The 18,732-nt window shown below is 54.1% G+C and carries 18 protein-coding genes; 4 read left to right on the top strand and 14 right to left on the bottom strand.

Annotated features, from left to right (window positions below; genetic code table 11):
* Positions 1 to 13 precede the first annotated feature (13 nt).
* Positions 14 to 1,306, bottom strand: a complete 1,293-nt coding sequence (locus tag BT114_RS11565) for an NCS2 family permease (RefSeq protein WP_072326654.1) — start codon at positions 1,304 to 1,306, stop codon at positions 14 to 16.
* 221 nt (positions 1,307 to 1,527) lie between these two features.
* On the opposite strand from BT114_RS11565, the gene leuS reads away from it, so the two are divergent.
* Genes leuS through holA form a run of 3 tightly spaced genes read left to right on the top strand, consistent with a single transcriptional unit; the run spans position 1,528 to position 5,664 of the window.
* Entirely contained in the window at positions 1,528 to 4,125 is a 2,598-nt protein-coding gene (gene leuS, locus BT114_RS11560) for a leucine--tRNA ligase (protein WP_072326653.1), read from the top strand.
* Positions 4,126 to 4,127: 2 nt separating this feature from the next.
* Complete coding sequence (locus BT114_RS11555; protein ID WP_072326652.1) at positions 4,128 to 4,685, top strand: LPS-assembly lipoprotein LptE; 558 nt, start codon at positions 4,128 to 4,130, stop codon at positions 4,683 to 4,685.
* Positions 4,660 to 5,664, top strand: a complete 1,005-nt coding sequence (gene holA, locus BT114_RS11550; protein WP_072326651.1) for a DNA polymerase III subunit delta — start codon at positions 4,660 to 4,662, stop codon at positions 5,662 to 5,664. Before BT114_RS11555 ends, holA begins: the two co-directional genes overlap by 26 nt.
* A gap of 23 nt (positions 5,665 to 5,687) precedes the next feature.
* On the opposite strand, the gene BT114_RS11545 is transcribed toward holA, so the two are convergent.
* Positions 5,688 to 5,978: a helix-turn-helix domain-containing protein gene (locus BT114_RS11545; protein WP_072326650.1), complete on the bottom strand. Its 291-nt coding sequence runs from the start codon at positions 5,976 to 5,978 to the stop codon at positions 5,688 to 5,690.
* A 183-nt stretch (positions 5,979 to 6,161) separates the two neighbouring features.
* On the opposite strand from BT114_RS11545, the gene BT114_RS11540 reads away from it, so the two are divergent.
* Positions 6,162 to 7,469, top strand: a complete 1,308-nt coding sequence (locus BT114_RS11540) for a putative bifunctional diguanylate cyclase/phosphodiesterase (RefSeq protein WP_072326649.1) — start codon at positions 6,162 to 6,164, stop codon at positions 7,467 to 7,469.
* A gap of 3 nt (positions 7,470 to 7,472) precedes the next feature.
* On the opposite strand, the gene lipA is transcribed toward BT114_RS11540, so the two are convergent.
* The 12 genes from lipA to BT114_RS11480 form a co-directional block, all read right to left on the bottom strand.
* Positions 7,473 to 8,438, bottom strand: a complete 966-nt coding sequence (lipA, locus tag BT114_RS11535; RefSeq protein WP_072326648.1) for a lipoyl synthase — start codon at positions 8,436 to 8,438, stop codon at positions 7,473 to 7,475.
* Positions 8,435 to 9,124 (bottom strand): lipoyl(octanoyl) transferase LipB, encoded by a 690-nt coding sequence (gene lipB / locus BT114_RS11530; protein WP_072326647.1) that lies wholly within the window; start codon positions 9,122 to 9,124, stop codon positions 8,435 to 8,437. Before lipB ends, lipA begins: the two co-directional genes overlap by 4 nt.
* The gene (locus BT114_RS15185) at positions 9,124 to 9,459 is read right to left on the bottom strand and encodes an HP0495 family protein (RefSeq protein WP_245770438.1); all 336 of its coding nucleotides are present in this window, start codon (positions 9,457 to 9,459) and stop codon (positions 9,124 to 9,126) included. The genes lipB and BT114_RS15185 overlap by 1 nt, the downstream gene beginning before the upstream one ends.
* A gap of 55 nt (positions 9,460 to 9,514) precedes the next feature.
* Positions 9,515 to 10,651, bottom strand: coding sequence for a D-alanyl-D-alanine carboxypeptidase family protein (locus tag BT114_RS11520; protein ID WP_245770441.1), 1,137 nt, complete (start codon positions 10,649 to 10,651; stop codon positions 9,515 to 9,517).
* A 100-nt stretch (positions 10,652 to 10,751) separates the two neighbouring features.
* Positions 10,752 to 11,669, bottom strand: a complete 918-nt coding sequence (locus BT114_RS11515) for a septal ring lytic transglycosylase RlpA family protein (RefSeq protein ID WP_084662194.1) — start codon at positions 11,667 to 11,669, stop codon at positions 10,752 to 10,754.
* A 2-nt stretch (positions 11,670 to 11,671) separates the two neighbouring features.
* Positions 11,672 to 12,646: a lytic murein transglycosylase B gene (mltB, locus tag BT114_RS11510; RefSeq protein ID WP_072326645.1), complete on the bottom strand. Its 975-nt coding sequence runs from the start codon at positions 12,644 to 12,646 to the stop codon at positions 11,672 to 11,674.
* A 23-nt stretch (positions 12,647 to 12,669) separates the two neighbouring features.
* Entirely contained in the window at positions 12,670 to 13,809 is a 1,140-nt protein-coding gene (rodA, locus tag BT114_RS11505) for a rod shape-determining protein RodA (protein ID WP_084662192.1), read from the bottom strand.
* Complete coding sequence (gene mrdA, locus BT114_RS11500; protein ID WP_072326644.1) at positions 13,799 to 15,673, bottom strand: penicillin-binding protein 2; 1,875 nt, start codon at positions 15,671 to 15,673, stop codon at positions 13,799 to 13,801. The genes rodA and mrdA overlap by 11 nt, the downstream gene beginning before the upstream one ends.
* Positions 15,674 to 15,679: 6 nt before the next feature.
* Complete coding sequence (gene rlmH, locus BT114_RS11495) at positions 15,680 to 16,147, bottom strand: 23S rRNA (pseudouridine(1915)-N(3))-methyltransferase RlmH (RefSeq protein WP_072326642.1); 468 nt, start codon at positions 16,145 to 16,147, stop codon at positions 15,680 to 15,682.
* A gap of 3 nt (positions 16,148 to 16,150) precedes the next feature.
* Positions 16,151 to 16,498, bottom strand: a complete 348-nt coding sequence (gene rsfS / locus BT114_RS11490; RefSeq protein ID WP_072326641.1) for a ribosome silencing factor — start codon at positions 16,496 to 16,498, stop codon at positions 16,151 to 16,153.
* Positions 16,499 to 16,531: 33 nt separating this feature from the next.
* Entirely contained in the window at positions 16,532 to 17,197 is a 666-nt protein-coding gene (nadD, locus tag BT114_RS11485; RefSeq protein ID WP_245770437.1) for a nicotinate-nucleotide adenylyltransferase, read from the bottom strand.
* Complete coding sequence (locus BT114_RS11480) at positions 17,190 to 18,446, bottom strand: glutamate-5-semialdehyde dehydrogenase (RefSeq protein ID WP_072326637.1); 1,257 nt, start codon at positions 18,444 to 18,446, stop codon at positions 17,190 to 17,192. The genes nadD and BT114_RS11480 overlap by 8 nt, the downstream gene beginning before the upstream one ends.
* Positions 18,447 to 18,732 lie beyond the last annotated feature (286 nt).

The following is an 18,732-nucleotide window of genomic DNA, read 5'->3' as shown; positions in this document are numbered from 1 at the left end:
CCGGCCAGGCGCATCAGGAGAAGAACACAAACTTGATGATAAACAGCGCCGCCAGCACATATACACTGATGCTGACCTGTTTACCCTGACCGGAAAAGAGCTTAATGGCCGCATAACTGACAAAGGCCAGCGCAATACCGTGAGCAATCGAGAAGGTCAGCGGCATGGTTAATGCTGCAATCATTACCGGCGCAGCCTCGGTCACATCATCCCAGTTCACACGGGACAAACTACCGGTCATCAACACCGCCACATATAGCAGTGCGCCTGCTGTAGCAAAGGCTGGAATGGAACCCGCCAGCGGTGCAAAAAACAGACTGATCAGGAACAGGCCAGCCACCACCACCGCGGTCAGACCGGTACGACCACCAGCCGCTACACCGGAAGCACTTTCGATGTAACTGGTGGTGGAGGAAGTACCCAGCGCCGCACCCACCACAGTGGCAGAAGAATCCGCCAGCAGGGCTTTTTCAATGCGCGGCAGCTTGCCATCCTTGTCCAGCATCTTGCCGCGCTCAGCAACACCAATCAGGGTGCCGGAGGTATCAAACAGATCCACAAACAGGAAAGCAAAAATCACGCTGATCATTGCCACCTCAAAAGCACCGGCAATGTCCATCGCCATGAAGGTTGGTGCAATCGAAGGCGGCATCGACACCAGACCACCAAATTCATTGTGACCCAGCAGCATCGCCAGCACCGTCACACCCAGAATGCCCAGCATCACGGCACCGGTGACTTTCAGGTAAGCCAGCGCAGCAATCACAAAAAAGCCCAGAAAACCGTAAATCGCTGCCGGATTGGAAAGGTCACCCAGGGTTACCAGCGTGGCCGGATGCTCCACCACAATACCGGCATTTTTCAGGGCAATGATTGCCAGAAACAGGCCGATACCCGCCGCAATACCCAGTTTCAGGGAAGAAGGAATGGAGTTGATCACCCACTCACGGATCTTGAAGATACTGATCAGGATAAACAGGATACCGGACAGGAAAATGGCACCCAACGCCACCTCCCAGGAGTAGCCCATGCCCAGCACCACGCCGTAGGTGAAAAAGGCATTCAGGCCCATTCCTGGTGCAAGGGCAATCGGATAATTGGCCCACAGCCCCATAATCAGGCAACCGATTGCCGCTGCCAGACAAGTTGCCACAAATACAGCACCCTGATCCATGCCGGCCTGTGCCAGCATCGCAGGGTTCACAAAAATGATATACGCCATGGTCAGGAAGGTGGTGACCCCGGCAATCACCTCGGTTTTTACCGAAGAGTTCTGTGCCTTAATCTGAAAAAGACGCTCCAGCATATTCAATACCTTTAGTGGTTTCAGCCGGGCATTCTAACCCCGGACGCATCAATTCAGCAAAGCCCATGCCAAGACTGCCCAAACGATCAAAACAAACAGTTGTATCACTCAAAATACCATGAAGTGATCCTGACCGATCTCCGGCCTACATCTTGTGCCCCAGCTGATGTATCATTAGCGGCTGTTTTTTCCACTGATTCACCTTGACCCGCAGAGACAAAATGGACGCTCAGATCCCCGACTACCAGCCCAGCGTGCTGGAGCAACAGGCCCAGGACTTCTGGGACAAAAACCAGTGCTTCAAAGCGGTGGAAGATGCCACCCGTGAAAAATTCTACTGCCTGTCCATGTTCCCCTACCCCAGCGGCAAGCTGCACATGGGGCATGTGCGCAACTACACCATTGGTGATGTGATCAGCCGTCACCAGCGCCTGCTGGGCAAGAACGTGATGCAACCCATGGGTTGGGATGCCTTTGGCCTGCCGGCAGAAAATGCCGCCATCAAAAACAAGGTGGCCCCGGGCAAGTGGACCAAGGAAAACATCGCTTACATGCGCGGCCAGTTAAAAGCCCTGGGGTTTGCCTATGATTGGAGCCGCGAACTGGCCACCTGTGATGCCTCCTACTACAAGTGGGAACAATGGTTTTTTGGCAAGCTGGTCGAGAAAGGCCTGGTTTACAAAAAAAATGCCATGGTCAACTGGGACCCGGTGGACCAGACCGTGCTGGCCAACGAACAGGTCATTGATGGACGTGGCTGGCGTTCCGGCGCACTGGTTGAGCGCAAGGAAATTCCCCAGTGGTTCCTGAAAATCACCGATTACGCTGAAGAACTCTTGTCTGATCTGGATCACGTGGAGTGGCCGGAGCAGGTCAAGACCATGCAGCGCAACTGGATTGGCAAATCCCGCGGCGTGGAAATGACCTTTGGTCTCAGAGGTCAGGCGGCTGAGTTACTGCCGGAAGGTCTGGAAATCTACACCACCCGCCCGGACACCCTGTTTGGTGTCACCTATGTGGCGGTGGCTGCCGGCCATCCGCTGGCCAGGGCTGCTGCAGAAAACAACCCGGCACTGGCCGAGTTTCTGGTGGAATGCAGCAAAGGCGGCACCTCCGAAGCGGAACTGGCCGTGATGGAAAAGAAAGGCATGGCCACCGGCTTCAAGGCAGTGCACCCCTTGTCTGGCCGTGAAGTGCCCATCTGGGTGGCCAACTTTGTGCTGATGGAATATGGCACCGGTGCCGTGATGGCAGTTCCCGGACATGACCAGCGCGACTGGGAATTTGCCGGCAAATACGGCATTGCCATTGAACAGGTCATTGAGCCAGTCAACGGTGAAAACTGTGACCTCAGCCAGGCCGCTTTTGTGGACAAGGGCCGCCTGATCAACTCTGCGCAATACGATGGACTGGAGTTTGAAGCAGCATTCAACGCCATTGCCGGTGAGCTGGAAAAACAAGGCAAGGGCCGAGTGAAGATCAACTTCCGCCTGCGTGACTGGGGTGTATCCCGTCAGCGTTACTGGGGTGCTCCGATTCCGGTGGAAAATGGTCCCAACGGTGAAACCCGTCCGGTGCGCGACGAAGACCTGCCGGTAGCACTGCCTCTGGATGTTGAGTTTGATGCCACCGGTGGTTCCCCAATCAAAAAAATGCCGGCATTTTATGAGCTGGAAAATGGCTGGCAGCGGGAAACCGACACCTTTGACACCTTCATGGAATCCAGCTGGTACTACGCTCGCTTCTGTTGTGCCGACAACAACGAAGCCATGCTGGACGAGCGAGCCAACTACTGGCTGCCGGTGGACTATTACATCGGTGGCATAGAACACGCCATCCTGCACCTGCTGTACGCCCGCTTCTTCCACAAGCTGATGCGGGACTTTGGCCTGGTACAGACGGATGAACCTTTCAAGCGCCTGCTGACGCAGGGCATGGTGGTGGCTGAAACCTTCTACCGTGACACCCCCAACGGCGGCAAGGACTGGTTCAACCCGGCGGATGTTGAAGTCGAAAAAGACAGCAAGGGACGCCCGGTCAGCGCCCGCCTGATCAGTGATGGTCAGCCGGTGCAGATCGGTGGCATGGAAAAAATGGCCAAGTCCAAGAACAACGGTGTGGATCCCCAGTCGATGATCGACCTCTACGGAGCCGACACCGTGCGCCTGTTCATGATGTTTGCTTCCCCACCGGATCAGTCACTGGAGTGGTCCGACTCAGGTGTGGAAGGTGCCAACCGCTACCTCAAACGCCTATGGCGCCTGGTGCATCAGCATCTGGCTGCCGGACAACCCGGCCAGCTGGATCGCAGTGCACTGAATGACGAACAGAAAGAACTGCGCCGCAAAACCCATGAAACCATCAGCAAGGTGGGTGATGATCTCAGCCGTCGCCTGACCTTTAACACCGCCATTGCGGCCATGATGGAACTGACCAACCAGCTGTCACGCTTTGATGCCACCGACCCGCTGAGCCTGGCCGTGGCCCGCGAAGCCTATCAGGCACTGGTGGTGATGCTGTCCCCCATCACGCCGCACATCAGCCACCAGCTGTGGCAGGATCTGGGCCATGCCGGTGCCGTCATTGATGCCAGCTGGCCCGTCGTGGATGACAGCGCGTTGACCCGAGACACCATCGAAATGGGTGTTTCCATCAACGGCAAGCCCCGTGCTCAGCTGCAATTGCCGGCAGATGCAGATCAGGCCAGTATTGAAAAACTGGCGCTGGCAGACGAAAAGGTACAAAAACACCTGGAAGGCAAAACCCTGCGCAAGGTGATCATTGTGCCCGGCAAGCTCATCAACCTGGTGGTTGGCTAAGCATGTCAGGCTGGCAGTATCGCAACAACACAGCAGAGCGCAGCTCAGGCTATTCGCTGCGCTTTGGCCTGACCCTGGCGCTACTGCTGGCCAGTCTGTTGTTGAGTGCCTGTGGTTTTCGACTCAGAGGCTACATCGAACTGCCAGCCGACCTTCAGCCCCTGTATATCAGCAGTGAATCAGGGGCCAACTCACTGAGTCGTACCCTGAGTCGCCAGTTGCAACAATCCGGCGTAGAGGTAGCAGAACAACGCAGTGATGCCAGGCTCTACCTCCACCTCAGCAACTTTGGTTCCTCTGAACGCCAGGTGGTCTTTGGTGCAGTGGAAGAGCACGAAATCACCCTCAAGGTGAATGCCCGTGCCGAAACGGCCACCGGTGAAACCCTGTTCAGCAATGACACGTTTGAAACCCGACGCCAATACACCAGGGATAACAACCTGCTGGCCCGTGACAACCTGCGTCGCGACCTGCTCAATAGTATGGAAAGTGATCTGATTCGCCAGCTGACGCTGCGGATACAGGCAGTCGCCAATGAAAATCCAGCCATCACGCCTTGAAGAAAGCCTCAAAAAACCTCACCCACGGCTGATCTGGCTGAGTGGTGATGAACCCCTGCAACTGCAGGAAGCAGCCGATCTGGTTCGTCGCCATGCCCGACAACAGGGTATCGAAGAAAGAGAAGTGCACGATGTCAGCGCACAGTTCCAGTGGAAAAAGCTACTGGAATCCACCGCCAGCCTGTCGCTTTTTGGTGGCAACAAGCTGCTGGAAATACGACTGGGCAGCAGCAAGCCCGGCAAGGAAGGGGGTGAAGTCATCCAGCAGCTGTGCCGCCAGTCTGCACAATCCGGTGATCTGCTGCTCTTTACCAGCGACAAACTGGATGCCAGCCAAAGCCGCAGCGCCTGGTATAAAACTGTGGAAGACCAGGGAATGGTGGTGCAGATCTGGCCAGTGGAAACCTCTCGACTGCCTGGCTGGATCACCGAACGCAGCCGCGCCATGGGACTGACGCTGGACCCCGAAGCCACCAGCCTGCTGGCTGAAAAGGTTGAAGGCAACCTACTGGCTGCATCCCAGGAAATCGAAAAGCTGAAACTCTTTGTGCAACCGGGTGAAGTACTGGATGCCCAGCGTCTGTTGAGCCTGATCGAAGATGCCAGCCGCTTCAGCCTGTTTGACCTGGCCGATGCCTGCCTTGCCGGACAGGCCGACCGCGCCCTGCGCATTCTTCGTGGCTTGCAGGCTGAAGGCACTGAAGCACCGCTGCTGTTATGGGCTGTTACCCGGGAAATTCGCCAGACCGCCACCCTACTGCATCGGCTTAATGAAGGCCTGCCCTTCGACAGCCTGTGCCAGCAGCTGCGCATCTGGGACAAACGCCGCCCCCTCTACCGCCAGGCCAGCCAGCGCATCAGCCTGCAACAGGTGCATCAACTGCTGCAACTGGCCCAACGCTGTGATCAGGCCATCAAAGGTTCAGGTGAACCAGCTGCGGAACTGCTGCTGGATCTGGTTTACCGTTTCTCCACCTGAACAGCCTTGAACACTGCAACCCTCTAGCCGTCACTACCCAGCAAGTCAGCCAGCTCAGCAAGACTCAGCTCAAACAATGAACGGGCTGAATCCCGCTGCTCCAACTCCACGTAAGCCAGCAAAATCAATGTCAGCGGATGAACATTCATGTGCTGCCCCAGTTCATCAATTTTTTTCAATGTGGGTGATTTCAAACCTCTTTCCAGGCTGCTGATGTAGGTTCGACTACTGACCTCACTGAAATCCTCCTGGGTCAACAAGCGAGCCTCCCTTACCCGGCGAATGGCCTTACCCATTGCTTTATTCAGTTCCATATCGAGCCTCCTTGGAAGTAAGACTCGATCTAGCCAGCTTGAACATTATAGAGCTACAGCCTATAGTGTTCATTGCTATTGATGCGATTCATTTACATTTAAACAATTTATTCTTGCTCCACATAACAAGCAGGAAACATTAATACACACAACCATCCATTAAACCAGTATAAAGAATCTATCATGATGATCAGCAAACGGACGCTACATCAGTTACTGCAGGATCAGTCTGCAGGTTGCCAACTGCAAACCCGCATAGATCAGTTACTTAAACAGACACAAGCATCCCTTACGCCTTTTGCGCTGGTGTTCATTGATCTGGGATACTTCGGTGACATCAATGGCAGCCTCGGACCAGATGCCGGCGACTGGCTGCTGGTGCAGGTTGCAAAACGCCTGAAAGATTTGCTTAAACAGCCGGCCACCCTCTGCCACTACAGCGGCGATCGCTTTATGCTGCTGGTCAATGGCAAAAACCGGCAGCAACTCGAAGCCTTCTCCCAGCAACTGATTCAATCGCTGACCCACCCCTATCGTGTTGCAACCTCGGAAGTGGTGATCACTGCCAATATTGGCATCACGTTTAGCAACAACATCAATACGGCACCGCAAGATCTGATTCACCAGGCGGAAATTGCCCTTCAGGGCTCACGCCGCATCGGCCGGAACACTTGCCATTTCTACAGCACAGACCTGCAGGCCTTGCTGCTTGAACGCCACCACCTGCGTAACCAGTTGCATCAGGCCATGGATCGCCGGGAATTCTGGCTGGCCTATCAACCAATCATTCAACTGAATAGTCTGCAAGCCGCAGGGATGGAATGCCTGCTTCGGTGGCGAAAACCACAGCTTGGTAATCCGGGACCGGATCAGTTCATTCCGCTGGCGGAGGAATCCGGTCTCATTCATCCGCTGGGTAACTGGGTGCTGCAGCAAGCCATGGATGAAATGCATGAACTACTGCAACAACAAACCGGTTTGCGGCTGGCGATCAACCTGTCCCCCAGGCAGTTCTGGGATCAACAACTGGGAAACAGACTCCTTCAACAACTCGAGACACTGCAGTTACTTCCCACACAATTGGAACTGGAAATCACTGAAGGAACTGCACTGCAAGACCCCGATACAGCCATCAGATTGCTGAATGAACTGAAACGGGCTGGCATCAGTCTGGCCATGGATGATTTTGGTACCGGTTATTCTTCACTGGCTTATCTACAGGATCTGCCCGTCAACCGCGTGAAACTGGATCGTCACTTTGTACAGGGTATCGGACAGGATCAGCGTCAGGAACTGATCATCACCAGCCTGGTCAGGCTGGCGAAGGATCTGGGTAAGGAAGTGGTTGCCGAGGGCGTTGAAACCGACGAACAACTGGCATTTCTGCAGGCAATCGGCTGCCCGTTGGCTCAGGGATATTTCTTTGCACGCCCCATGCCGGGAACAGCCTTGCAAGAGTGGTATCAGGACAAAAACAAACGCAGGGACTGAGGTTTAACCCACCTGCTCACCATGCGCCTGGCGGTCTGCATGATAGGAAGAGCGCACCAGCGGGCCGGATGCCACATGTTTGAAACCCATCTTGTAACCTTCATCAGCCAGCCAGGCAAAATCTTCCGGGGTCACCCAACGATCGATGGCCAGGTGGTTTTTTGAAGGCTGCATGTACTGGCCCAGAGTCAGCATGTCAACATCGTGAGCGCGCAGATCACGCATCACTTCCAGCACCTGCTCGTTGGTTTCGCCCACGCCCAGCATCAGGCCGGACTTGGTTTTAACCTCGGGACAGAGCGCCTTGTAACGCTTCAGCAACTCCAGCGACCACTGATAATCCGCTCCAGGACGCACCTTTTTGTACAGGCTGGGTACGGTTTCCAGGTTGTGGTTAAAGACATCCGGTGGTGTTTGTTGCAACAGTTCCAGAGCAATCTCCATGCGGCCCCGGAAGTCCGGCACCAGCACTTCAATTTCCAGCTTTGGCATGCGCTGACGCAATTCACTGATGCACTGGGCAAAGTGGCCAGCACCGCCGTCACGCAGATCATCACGATCCACTGAGGTGATCACCACATATTTCAGTCGCATTTCAGCGATGGCTTCAGCCATTTCACGAGGCTCATCAGGATTGAGCGGATTGGGACGACCATGCGCCACATCACAGAAGGGGCAACGACGGGTACAGATGTCACCCATGATCATGAAAGTAGCAGTACCGCCATGAAAACACTCACCCAGGTTGGGGCAAGAGGCTTCTTCACAGACAGTGTGGAGTTTGTGGCGGCGCAGGGTTTCCTTGATCCGGTTCACCTCCGGTGAAATCGGCATGCGCACACGCAACCAGTCAGGCTTTTTGGGCAGGGTTTCAGTGGGGATGATTTTGACAGGAATACGTGCGGTTTTATCAGCACCGCGCAGTTTTTCACCCTGCACCACTTTTTTTACCTGTGTATCAGCACTCATGCCTTCTCCTGCCCAGCGGGCAACGCTATGACCTGCGGATGACCCAGACGGCGGATCAGTATCCGCAGCAGGTCATCACGGGTTGATTCAAATTTGATGTCCGGTACCAGATCGAGCAGTCTTGCCACGGCCATACCGGCATAACCACAAGGATTGATGCGCTGAAAAGCTTCCAGGCTGCAATTCACATTAAAACTGAGGCCATGAAAACTGCAGCCCTTGCGAATGCGCAAACCCAAAGCGGCAATTTTGGCACCAGCCTGTGGGCCTTCTTGCAGATACACACCCGGCGCATCAGGTCGGGCACAAGCGGCAATGCCCAGGCCAGCAAGATACTCAACCAGGCTTTGCTCAATCAGGTTAACCAGATCACGCACACCATAACTGAGTCGCTTGACGTCCAGCAGCAGGTAAACCACCAGCTGCCCCGGACCATGCCAGGTAACCTGCCCCCCGCGATCCACCTTGATCACGGGAATATCACCGGGGTTCAGCAGATGCTCAGCCTTGCCCGCCTGCCCTTGAGTAAACACTGAATCATGCTCAACAACCCAGAGTTCATCCGGTGTATCAGCAGTGCGTTGCTCGGTAAAAGCCCGCATTTGCTGCCAAACCGGCTCATAGGCCTGGCGACCCAGTTGCCGGATAACCAGGGCAGATGGGGAGGCAGATCGCTCAGGGGGCATCAAAGCACCATCTGCACGCGACCCGTGGCACGCAAGGCCTCATGCAGTTGACTGAGATGATCAGCACTTTGGGCCTGGATGGTGATTCTTACTGACTGAAAACGGCCATTTTTACTGTCGACCACCGTCACGGTTTCGTGCAGGTATTCCGTTTCGGCCTGTACCAGCACATCCAGAATGCAGGCTTTAAAATCAGGCGCTGCTGCACCCATCACCTTGATCGGGTATTCACAAGGAAACTCAATCCGTGGCGGGTTTTCAGCAGCACAGCTTGTTGCTGTTGCTGCACTCTGATTTTGTTGATCAGCCTGTTTGTTTGCTTCTGGCTTTTGCACGCATCACTCCAAAAATCAAACCAATAACCAAGTAATTATGTCAATTATATCCGATTCAGCGGAACAGACCAGTCACAAACAACATCAAACCATGCCAGAGGCGCTTGAAAAAGCCCGCCTCAGCCAGGTTTTCCAAAGCTACCAACGGCTGACTGGCTACCGTCTCATCACCCAGGCGGATTTTAAGCTCACCCAGTTGTTCACCTGCACGCAGTGGCGCCTTGATGACCGGATTCAACTGGATTTCAGCACGCAGGTTCTGCTGCTGGCCACGCGGAATGGTGGCATACAGATCTTCGGTGAGACCCACCTGCACAGTATCGCGCACCCCCTTCCATACCCGTGGCGTATTCAGCACCTGGAACTGCTCGTACAGACGAGGTGTTTCAAAATAACGGAAACCATAGGTCAAAAGCTTCTGGCTTTCCTGTGCCCGACCTTCTTCACTGCGGGCTCCCATCACCACGGAAATCAGGCGCATGTCGTTGCGTACTGCTGATGCTGCCAGGCAGTAGCCTGCCTCAGTGGTGTGACCGGTTTTTAAACCATCCACTGAAGAGTCACGCCACAACAGGCGGTTGCGGTTGGATTGGGTAATGTTGTTAAAGGTGAATTCACGCTGTGAATAAAGGGCGTAGTGTTCTGGATAATCCATGATCTTTACCCGTGACAGAATGGCCATGTCACGCGCAGAAGTGTAATGACCATCATCCGGCAAGCCAGTGGAGTTGCGGAACTGGGTATTACGCAACCCCATGGCCCTTGCATGCTGATTCATCAGATCAGCAAAAGCAGCTTCACTGCCTGCAAGGTGTTCTGCTACTGCTACCGATGCATCATTGCCCGACTGAATCACGACACCCTTGAGCAGATCTTCAATGGAAACAAAGGTACCTTCCTGGATAAACATGCGTGAGCCCGGCATACGCCAGGCCCTTTCACTGACCCGGACCATGTCATCCAGTTGCACATTGCCACGCTTGATTTCATATTCCAGCAGATAACTGGTCATCATTTTGGTCAGGCTGGCCGGTGGCAAGCGCTGATCGGCATTGTGTTCAACAATCACCTTGCCGCTATGCGCATCAATCAGAATCCAGGCAGTGGCGGCTAATTGTGGTGGTGCCGGGATCATGACCTGGGCTTGCAATGGCATGAGCGGTAGCAGCACCAACAACAGCAAGGAAAACATCCTGCAACCGAAACGTGGAGTAACAACAGAGAAAAACATCAGTGGGTTAAACCTCTTATCCTTGGACACTGCTTTTAAAACCATGGAGAAAGCAAAAAGTTCACTGGCGCACCAACATTGGACGCCCCAGTTCACTGGCTTCGAGTTGCTGGATAGCGGTCTGTACCGATGCACCTTCCAGCGGGCCTACCTGAACCCGGTAAAGCGTTCTGACGCCATGTTCAGGCAATACCCTAACCGGTGCCTGAGTCAGATCACGTACCCTTTGCTGCAAACGCTGGGCTGCTTGGGCATCTCCCAGTGCTGCCACCTGCAAAAAGACTGGCTGGTTGCCATTGTTGTTGGCAACGGGTGCTGCGGAGACCGGTGTACTATTGTTACCGCCATGACGCGCTTGCCACTGCACCGGATCAATGGCTTCAATTCTGACCCGGGCGGTACCTGTTTGCAGCATGTCCAGCCGGTATGCAGCAGCGTAGGACAGATCAATGATGCGGTTGCCAACAAATGGACCACGATCATTAACCCGCACAATCACCTGACGATTATTCTCCAGATTGGTGACTCGCACATAAGTCGGCAAAGGCAGACTGGTATGAGCGGCCGTCATGGCGTACATGTCGTAGATTTCACCATTGGAGGTTTCATGGCCATGAAACTTGCTGCCATACCAGGAGGCAACACCTGTCTGAGTGAACCCGCGACTGGATTCCATGACTCGGTAGGTTTGACCAAAAACCACATAACTGGAAGCATTTCCCCGTCGACTACGGGGCTCGGGAATAGGTACAGCGTCAGGCACCCTTGAGACATCCGGTGGATTCACTGGCTTGCTATCAATGCGCTGGCTGTAACGCCCACCACCGGAACTGGTGATCTTGTCCTGCAGGGTATAACCACCACCGCCACCGGGACCATGGGCACCAAACACACCACCGCCACCGCCAACGGAGCAACCCGTCAGCAGCGGCAGTAGCAACAACAAACCAACAGGCCATAAAGAGCGCAAGACGTTCATGTTCAATTTCGCAAGGCTTCCGCCAGTTCGGTCACAGCCAGGGCATACATGCGGCTGTGATTGTAACGGGTAATCACATAAAAGTTCTGCAGACCCAGCAGGTGCAGCTCACCCTCCTGCAAGGCAAACGCCATCGGCAAGGCGCGAACATCATCTGCCAGAGGACGGTTGGGCTGGACTCCAGCCTTGCGCAATTCAGCCATCGGCTGCAGATTGAATCGGTTTATTCGCAACTCAGGCAGCTCAGCATTGGCAGCCAGCCGGAAAGGCATCACCACTGGTTCACCTGCTCGCCAGCCATGTGCTTTGAAATAACTGCCCACTGAACCTATGGCATCCACCGGGTTGGTCCAGATATCAGCAAAACCATCACCATCAAAGTCGACCGCAAAATCCCGGTAACTGGTCGGGATGAACTGGGGGTAACCCATGGCTCCCGCATAAGACCCCATGGGTAAACGCGGGTTCAGCTCATGGCGCTGTGTCAGGTGTAAAAACTCAACCAACTGCCCACGAAAAAAAGGTGCCCGAGGTGGATAATCAAAGGTCAGGGTTGCCAAAGCATCAATTACCCGATGACGCCCTTTATTACGACCATAAAAGGTTTCAACACCGATGATTGACGTAATGATTTCCGGCGGCACACCATATTCCCGCTCTGCTCGTTGCAGAGCTTCAGCGTACTGCTCCATAAAGCGGCGACCGGCTTCAATGCGTTGGCGAGTGACAAAAATTTCACGGTACTCATGCCACTGCAATACCCGCTCAGCCGGGCGTGCTATCAGATCAAGGATATCCTGTCGCTTGCGAGCTTCACTGAACAAGGATTCCAGGTGCTGACGATCCATCCCCTGATCACGCACCATTTCATTGATAAATTCGGCCACGTCTTTACGCTGGGCTGGATCATAAACACTGGCATGAACACCAAAAGCCAGCAACAGCAGAAGCAGAAGCGAAAAACGCAGCACCAACATGATTCCGTAACTCCTCAAGCCAACTATTTGTTCAGCAGGCTCTTGTGTGTATGAATGGACATAAGGATACCAAAACCGGCCATCAACGTCAGACTGGATGTACCACCGAAGCTCACCAGGGGCAAAGGAACACCAACCACAGGCAATAAACCACTGACCATGCCTATGTTAACAAAAACATACACAAAAAATGTAAGAATTATCGAAGAAGCCAGCAAACGACTGAATGTACCCTCCACCGACGTAGCAATTAACATGCCCCGCCAAATGATGAACAGGTACAGGGCAAGCAACAGCGAAACACCGATCAAACCCGTTTCTTCTGCCAGCACTGCAATAATGAAGTCGGTGTGACGCTCAGGCAGGAACTCCAGCCTTGATTGAGTACCCTGCAACCAGCCCTTTCCCTCCAGGCCGCCAGAGCCGATGGCGGTCTTGGATTGAATGATGTTCCAGCCTGTACCCAGAGGGTCGCGCTCAGGGTTTAAAAAAGTGAGCACCCGATTTTTCTGATAATCGTGTAGCAGCATCCAGAGTGCCGGTAACGCTGCCATGCCCAGTCCAATAAAGAAAAAAATCAGTTTCCAGCTAAGGCCAGCCAGAAACAGGACCACCAGTCCGGAAGCAGCCACCAGGACTGAAGTGCCAAGATCGGGTTGTCGCGCAATCAGTAATACCGGCACCACCAGAATCACCGTTGCAATGAACAGATGTTTCCAGCCTGGTGGCAAGTGGCGTTGAGACAGGTAAGAAGCCAGCATCAAAGGCAACGCCAGCTTCATCAGCTCCGAAGGCTGGAAGCGTACCGGGCCCAATACCAGCCAGCGCTGCGCCCCTTTGGCGTCCGTTCCCATGAACAACACTGCCACCAGCATCAGTAGCGCAATGGCAAAAACTGCCGGGGCCCACCGTTTCATATAACGGGGCGGCACCTGTGCCACCACCAGCATCACCACCAGGGCCAGCGCAAAGCGATAACCCTGTGCCAAGGTGGCGTTCAGGTTGCCACCGGTTGCACTGTAAAGCACCAGCAACCCCACACCCATCAACAACAGCAGCGCCAGCAATAACCAGCCGTCCAGATGGATGCGTGTGAACAGATTTTCCTTGCGCTTCAGGTGGTGGTGCGCACCGGGAAGATTCCACTGAAAGTCACGGGGCACGGGCAGTCTCCTTGCTGACCAGACGTTCCGGCGTCAGGTAGATGTCAAAAATTTTACGTGCCAGTGGTGCGGCAACCTGACTACCACCACCGGCATTTTCCACCACCACTGCCAAAGCGATCCTTGGGTTATTGGCTGGTGCAAATCCCATATACACCGCATGATCACGCAGATGTTCAGGAAGTTCATCAGCAGTGGCATCTTCTTCCTGACTTAGACTGAAGACCTGTGCCGTGCCGGTTTTACCCGCCATCCGATAACCAGCCCCCTGGCCTGCTGCACGGGCCGTACCTTCACGCCCATGCATCACATCTTCCATACTGCGGAAAATGTAGCTCCAGTTTTCTGCATCCTTCAACTCCACCGGGTCACGCTGAACGTCTTGCAGCACATGCCCCTCTGGAGGATCTGCATGGAGAAACAGACGTGGTGCTACCCATTCACCACGGTTGGCCAGTACCGCGGTGGCCGTTGCCAGCTGCAGTGGTGTTACCAGCCAATAACCCTGACCGATACCGGTGCTGAGGGTTTCCCCGGGAAACCAGGGCTGACGCTGGGTAGCACGCTTCCATTCACGGCTGGGCATTAAACCACTACGCGCACCATGTACGTCGAGCGCGGTGCTTTCTCCAAAACCAAAACGGCGCATGTAAGCAGAAATTTCATCGATACCCAGATTAAAAGCCAGACTGTAGAAAAAGGTGTTATTGGAAACCGCAATCGAACGGCGCAGATCAACTACACCATGTCCTTGACGGCGCCAGTTACGATACAGCCGCTCATCATTGGGCAATTGAAAGAAACCTGGGTCAAACATTTCGGTTTCACGGGTGATGCTGCCGTGTTCCAGTGCGGCCAACCCAAGGAAAGGTTTAACCGTGGAGCCTGGCGCATACTGACCTCGACTGGCACGATCAAACAATGGCTGGCGAGGATCGCGGCGCAAACTTTCAAAAGCACTGGCTTCCAGCATGCCAACAAATACATTCGGGTCATAACCTGGCGAGCTGACCAGCGCCAGAATACCGCCAGTTGATGGTTCTATTGCCACCACGGCAGCTCGCCGCCCATCCAGCAGCTTGTAAACCTGCTGCTGCAAATAAGCATCCAGATGCAACGTCAGATCAACCCCGGGTACCGGTGGCTGAGACTCAATCACACGTATGACCCGGCCTCTGGCATTGGTTTCAACCCGACGGTAACCCACTTCACCATGCAGGCGTGATTCATAAAAGCGTTCTACACCGGTTTTACCGATGTAGTGGGTGCCGCTATAAGCACGGCGATCCAGGGTGACCAGGTCTTCTTCACTGATCCGTCCGACATAACCCAGCACATGTGACAAAGCCTGTCCTGCAGGATAATGGCGTAACAACTGCGCTGATATTTCAACACCCGGCAACAAATGACGATTAACTGCAATACTCGCCATCTGATCCTCATCCAGTTGATCCACCAACAGGGCAGGCTCAAAAGGGCGCCGACGCTGACGACTGCGTTGTATCAGTGCTTCTTCACAGCCGTCTTCCAGCTCCAGAATGGCACAAATTCGCTGCACCACCAGCACCACATCGCCCGCCAGCTCTCGTGTTAGTGTCAGGCTATGACTGGGCAGGTTTTCTGCCAGCAGGCGTCCTTCACGATCGTAAATAAGACCACGTGTAGGCGGGATGGCCTCAACACTGGTGCGATTGCGCTCTGAGCGACTGACATGCTGGTCGTACTGGAATACTTGCAGGTAGGCCATGCGGCCTAACAAAACGCCCATCAATAACAACACCAGCAAAAACAGCAGGCGGATACGGAACTGGAAAATACGCATTTCCTTTTCCGGATCTTTAATCTGACGGCGAAATTCAGTCATGGCAACTCAGCGGTGGTAAGGATGGCCAGACAGGAGTGTCCAGGCACGATAGAGTTGCTCTGCCAGCAACACACGAACCAGTGGATGTGGCAGCGTTAAAGCTGACAAGGACCAACGCTGCTCCGCTTTTTGCAGGCAAGCCTCAGAAAGGCCATCCGGGCCACCAATCAGCAGGGCTATATCTCGCCCATCCATGCGCCAGGCTGAGGCTTCCTCAGCCAGCTTTTCGCTGCTCCAGGACTTACCCAGAACGTCCAGTGCAATGACCTTTTCCTTGCCCTTTAAACGAGCCAACAGCGCATCCGACTCTTGCGTCAGGGCTTTTTTCAGATCACTGCCGGGACGTCGCGCACCCAGCGGAATCTCTTCAAATTCAACACGGAAATCTGCTGGCAGGCGCCGCAGGTATTCAGCCACCCCTTGCTCTACCCAGGCTGGCATTTTCTGGCCAACAGCAAGTATACGAATTTTCAAAACTCAGGCCTGATGACTCATGGGGCTGGCAAATTCACCCCAGAGTTTTTCCAGATCATAAAACTCACGGGTCTGGGGCTGCATGATATGCACCACCAGATCACCAAGATCCACCAGCACCCACTCACCGGCATCAACCCCTTCAACACCCAGTACAGCAACATCCTGTTGCTTCATTTCATCCATCAGGTGGCGAGCCAGGGCCACGACCTGACGCGAAGAAGTACCACTGGCAATAACCATATAGTCAGTCACGCTGCTGGATGCACGAACATCCAGAACAACAACATCACGCCCCTTGAGATCATCAAGGGCGGCAAGTACCCTTTGTTTTAATTCATCAACCTGCATTATTTCTCCACTTGTCATCATTTCGTGCCGACTTTATTGGTAGAGCCTGTGGCTACGAATAAATTCAATCACCGCATCCGGCAGCAGATAACGTGCCGATGCCTGTTGCCCCAGCAGTCGACGAATATAAGTTGCTGATACCTGCATGGCACTCGGCAAACTTAAACGTAAAATCCGACCAAAAGGAACAGCATTTAACTGCTCACCCGGCTTTAATTCATGGTTTTCCAGCAAACCACACAAAGCCTCACTGGCGTCACTCATCTGACCCGGGCGTGTCAGTACAATCAAATGGGCCAGATCCAGCAACTCTTCATTACGGGACCAGTCCGGCAACCCCATAAAAGCATCCCAACCCAGCACCATTGCCAAGGGCTGCTCAGCACCATACTGCTGTCTTAGGCTGGAGAGCGTATCCACTGACCAGGATGGACCCGGGCGCTTTAACTCCCGATCATCTGCCTGCAGCAATGGCTCATTCTTCACTGCCAACTGCAGCATGGCCAGACGCTGCTCGGCACTGGCTCCTGGTTGATCACGATGCGGTGGTATCTGGCACGGGATCAGATGCACCGCACGCACTGGCAATACCTGAGTCAACTCCAGGGCACTGCGCAGGTGGCCGTTATGCACCGGATCAAATGTACCACCAAACATCAATACCAGTGGCTGATTGGTGCCCGGATCAGGCTCACTCACGGATATGGCCATCACCCAATACAACGTACTTCTGAGAGGTCAACCCTTCCAGGCCAACCGGACCTCGTGCATGAATCTTGTCGGTGGAAATGCCAATCTCGGCACCCAGGCCATATTCAAAACCATCAGCAAAACGTGTCGAAGCATTCACCATCACTGAACTGGAGTCCACCTCGGTCAGAAAGCGTCTGGCTCGTGTGTAGTTTTCAGTCACTATGGCATCCGTATGATGTGAACCATACTGATTGATGTGATTGATTGCATCATCCAGTGAGTCCACCACTTTAACAGCCAGAATCGGGGCCAGATACTCAGTGCTCCAGTCAGATTCAATCGCAGCCAACATGCTGGGCACCAACAAACGAGCTCGTGCACAACCGCGCAACTCCACACCCTTGTCCTGATAAGCCTGCGCCAGCGGTGGTAAAAGGCTGGCAGCCTGGCTTTCATGCACCAATAGCGTTTCCATGGTGTTGCAAGTGCCATAACGATGTGTTTTGGCGTTGATGGCAATGGCCATCGACTTGTCATGAGCAGCGTCCTGATCCACATACACATGGCAAACGCCATCCAGATGCTTGATCACTGGAATACGAGCATCATTGGCAATACGCTCAATCAATCCCTTGCCACCACGAGGTACCAACACATCCACGTATTCACTGAGGGTAATCAGGTGTCCTACCGCTTCACGATCAGTGGTTTCTACAACCTGCACAGCCGCCTGCGGCAAACCGGCAGCGCGCAGCCCCTGCATCAGACAGGCAGCAATGGCTTGATTGGAGTGAATCGCTTCGGAGCCGCCACGCAAAATGGCAGCATTGCCAGACTTCAGGCACAGACTTGCCGCCTCAACTGTCACATTGGGACGCGACTCATAAATGATGCCGATCACACCCAGCGGCACACGCATACGACCAATCTGAATGCCGCTGGGGCGATATTTCATGTCGGTGATTTCACCCACAGGATCAGGCAAGGCCGCCACCTGCCGCAAACCTTCAATCATGGCATCAATGCGAGCAGGGGTCAGTTCGAGGCGATCCAGTAAGGCTGCATCCAGTTGACGGGCCGCACCGGCCTTCATATCCTCGGCATTGGCAGCCAGCAACCGCTCACGCGCAGCATCCAGAGCCTCTGCAGTGGCCAGCAATGCAGCATTTTTGACCTGACTGGAAGCCCGGGCCATCAAGCGTGAGGCATCACGGGCTTGCTGCCCCAGTGATTGCATGTAGTCTGCGATATTCATTGTTCAGCTCTTCATCTGGCTTGAATAAAACATGGAGTGATCGATGACGGCATTATACGCAAGGCCCAGTCGTTACCCTAGCCCTTATAACAAATCAATCCAGACTGGTTCCCATTTACCTTAACATTGAGTTACAATGCACCAACCAAGGGATGGTCAGGTCAGCCGGAGTGGCAGAGGAGTTTATTACCAAGACCGGGCACACCGCTTTTCGGTGTATGAAATTCATCATCAGGGTTTTACCAGCCTATGGGACCACTTGAGTCCATACGCATGCTCACCTGGT

It is taken from the genome of Marinospirillum alkaliphilum DSM 21637 (genome assembly GCF_900119735.1).
GTDB lineage: Bacteria > Pseudomonadota > Gammaproteobacteria > Pseudomonadales > Halomonadaceae > Marinospirillum > Marinospirillum alkaliphilum.
This window is presented reverse-complemented; position numbering and strand designations above follow the sequence as displayed.

Bases quoted from the DNA above. Each gene is read 5' to 3' on its own strand.
- BT114_RS11520 (WP_245770441.1), bottom strand. From the start codon at position 10,651: ATGTTTTCCTTGCTGTTGTTGGTGCTGCTACCGCTCATGCCATTGCAA.
- BT114_RS11515 (WP_084662194.1), bottom strand. From the start codon at position 11,669: ATGAACGTCTTGCGCTCTTTATGGCCTGTTGGTTTGTTGTTGCTACTG.
- BT114_RS11555 (WP_072326652.1), top strand. From the start codon at position 4,128: ATGTCAGGCTGGCAGTATCGCAACAACACAGCAGAGCGCAGCTCAGGC.
- lipB (WP_072326647.1), bottom strand. From the start codon at position 9,124: ATGCCCCCTGAGCGATCTGCCTCCCCATCTGCCCTGGTTATCCGGCAA.
- BT114_RS11565 (WP_072326654.1), bottom strand. From the start codon at position 1,306: ATGCTGGAGCGTCTTTTTCAGATTAAGGCACAGAACTCTTCGGTAAAA.
- BT114_RS11545 (WP_072326650.1), bottom strand. From the start codon at position 5,978: ATGGAACTGAATAAAGCAATGGGTAAGGCCATTCGCCGGGTAAGGGAG.
- holA (WP_072326651.1), top strand. From the start codon at position 4,660: ATGAAAATCCAGCCATCACGCCTTGAAGAAAGCCTCAAAAAACCTCAC.
- mltB (WP_072326645.1), bottom strand. From the start codon at position 12,646: ATGTTGGTGCTGCGTTTTTCGCTTCTGCTTCTGCTGTTGCTGGCTTTT.
- mrdA (WP_072326644.1), bottom strand. From the start codon at position 15,673: ATGACTGAATTTCGCCGTCAGATTAAAGATCCGGAAAAGGAAATGCGT.
- lipA (WP_072326648.1), bottom strand. From the start codon at position 8,438: ATGAGTGCTGATACACAGGTAAAAAAAGTGGTGCAGGGTGAAAAACTG.
- BT114_RS11480 (WP_072326637.1), bottom strand. From the start codon at position 18,446: ATGAATATCGCAGACTACATGCAATCACTGGGGCAGCAAGCCCGTGAT.
- rsfS (WP_072326641.1), bottom strand. From the start codon at position 16,498: ATGCAGGTTGATGAATTAAAACAAAGGGTACTTGCCGCCCTTGATGAT.
- leuS (WP_072326653.1), top strand. From the start codon at position 1,528: ATGGACGCTCAGATCCCCGACTACCAGCCCAGCGTGCTGGAGCAACAG.
- BT114_RS11540 (WP_072326649.1), top strand. From the start codon at position 6,162: ATGATGATCAGCAAACGGACGCTACATCAGTTACTGCAGGATCAGTCT.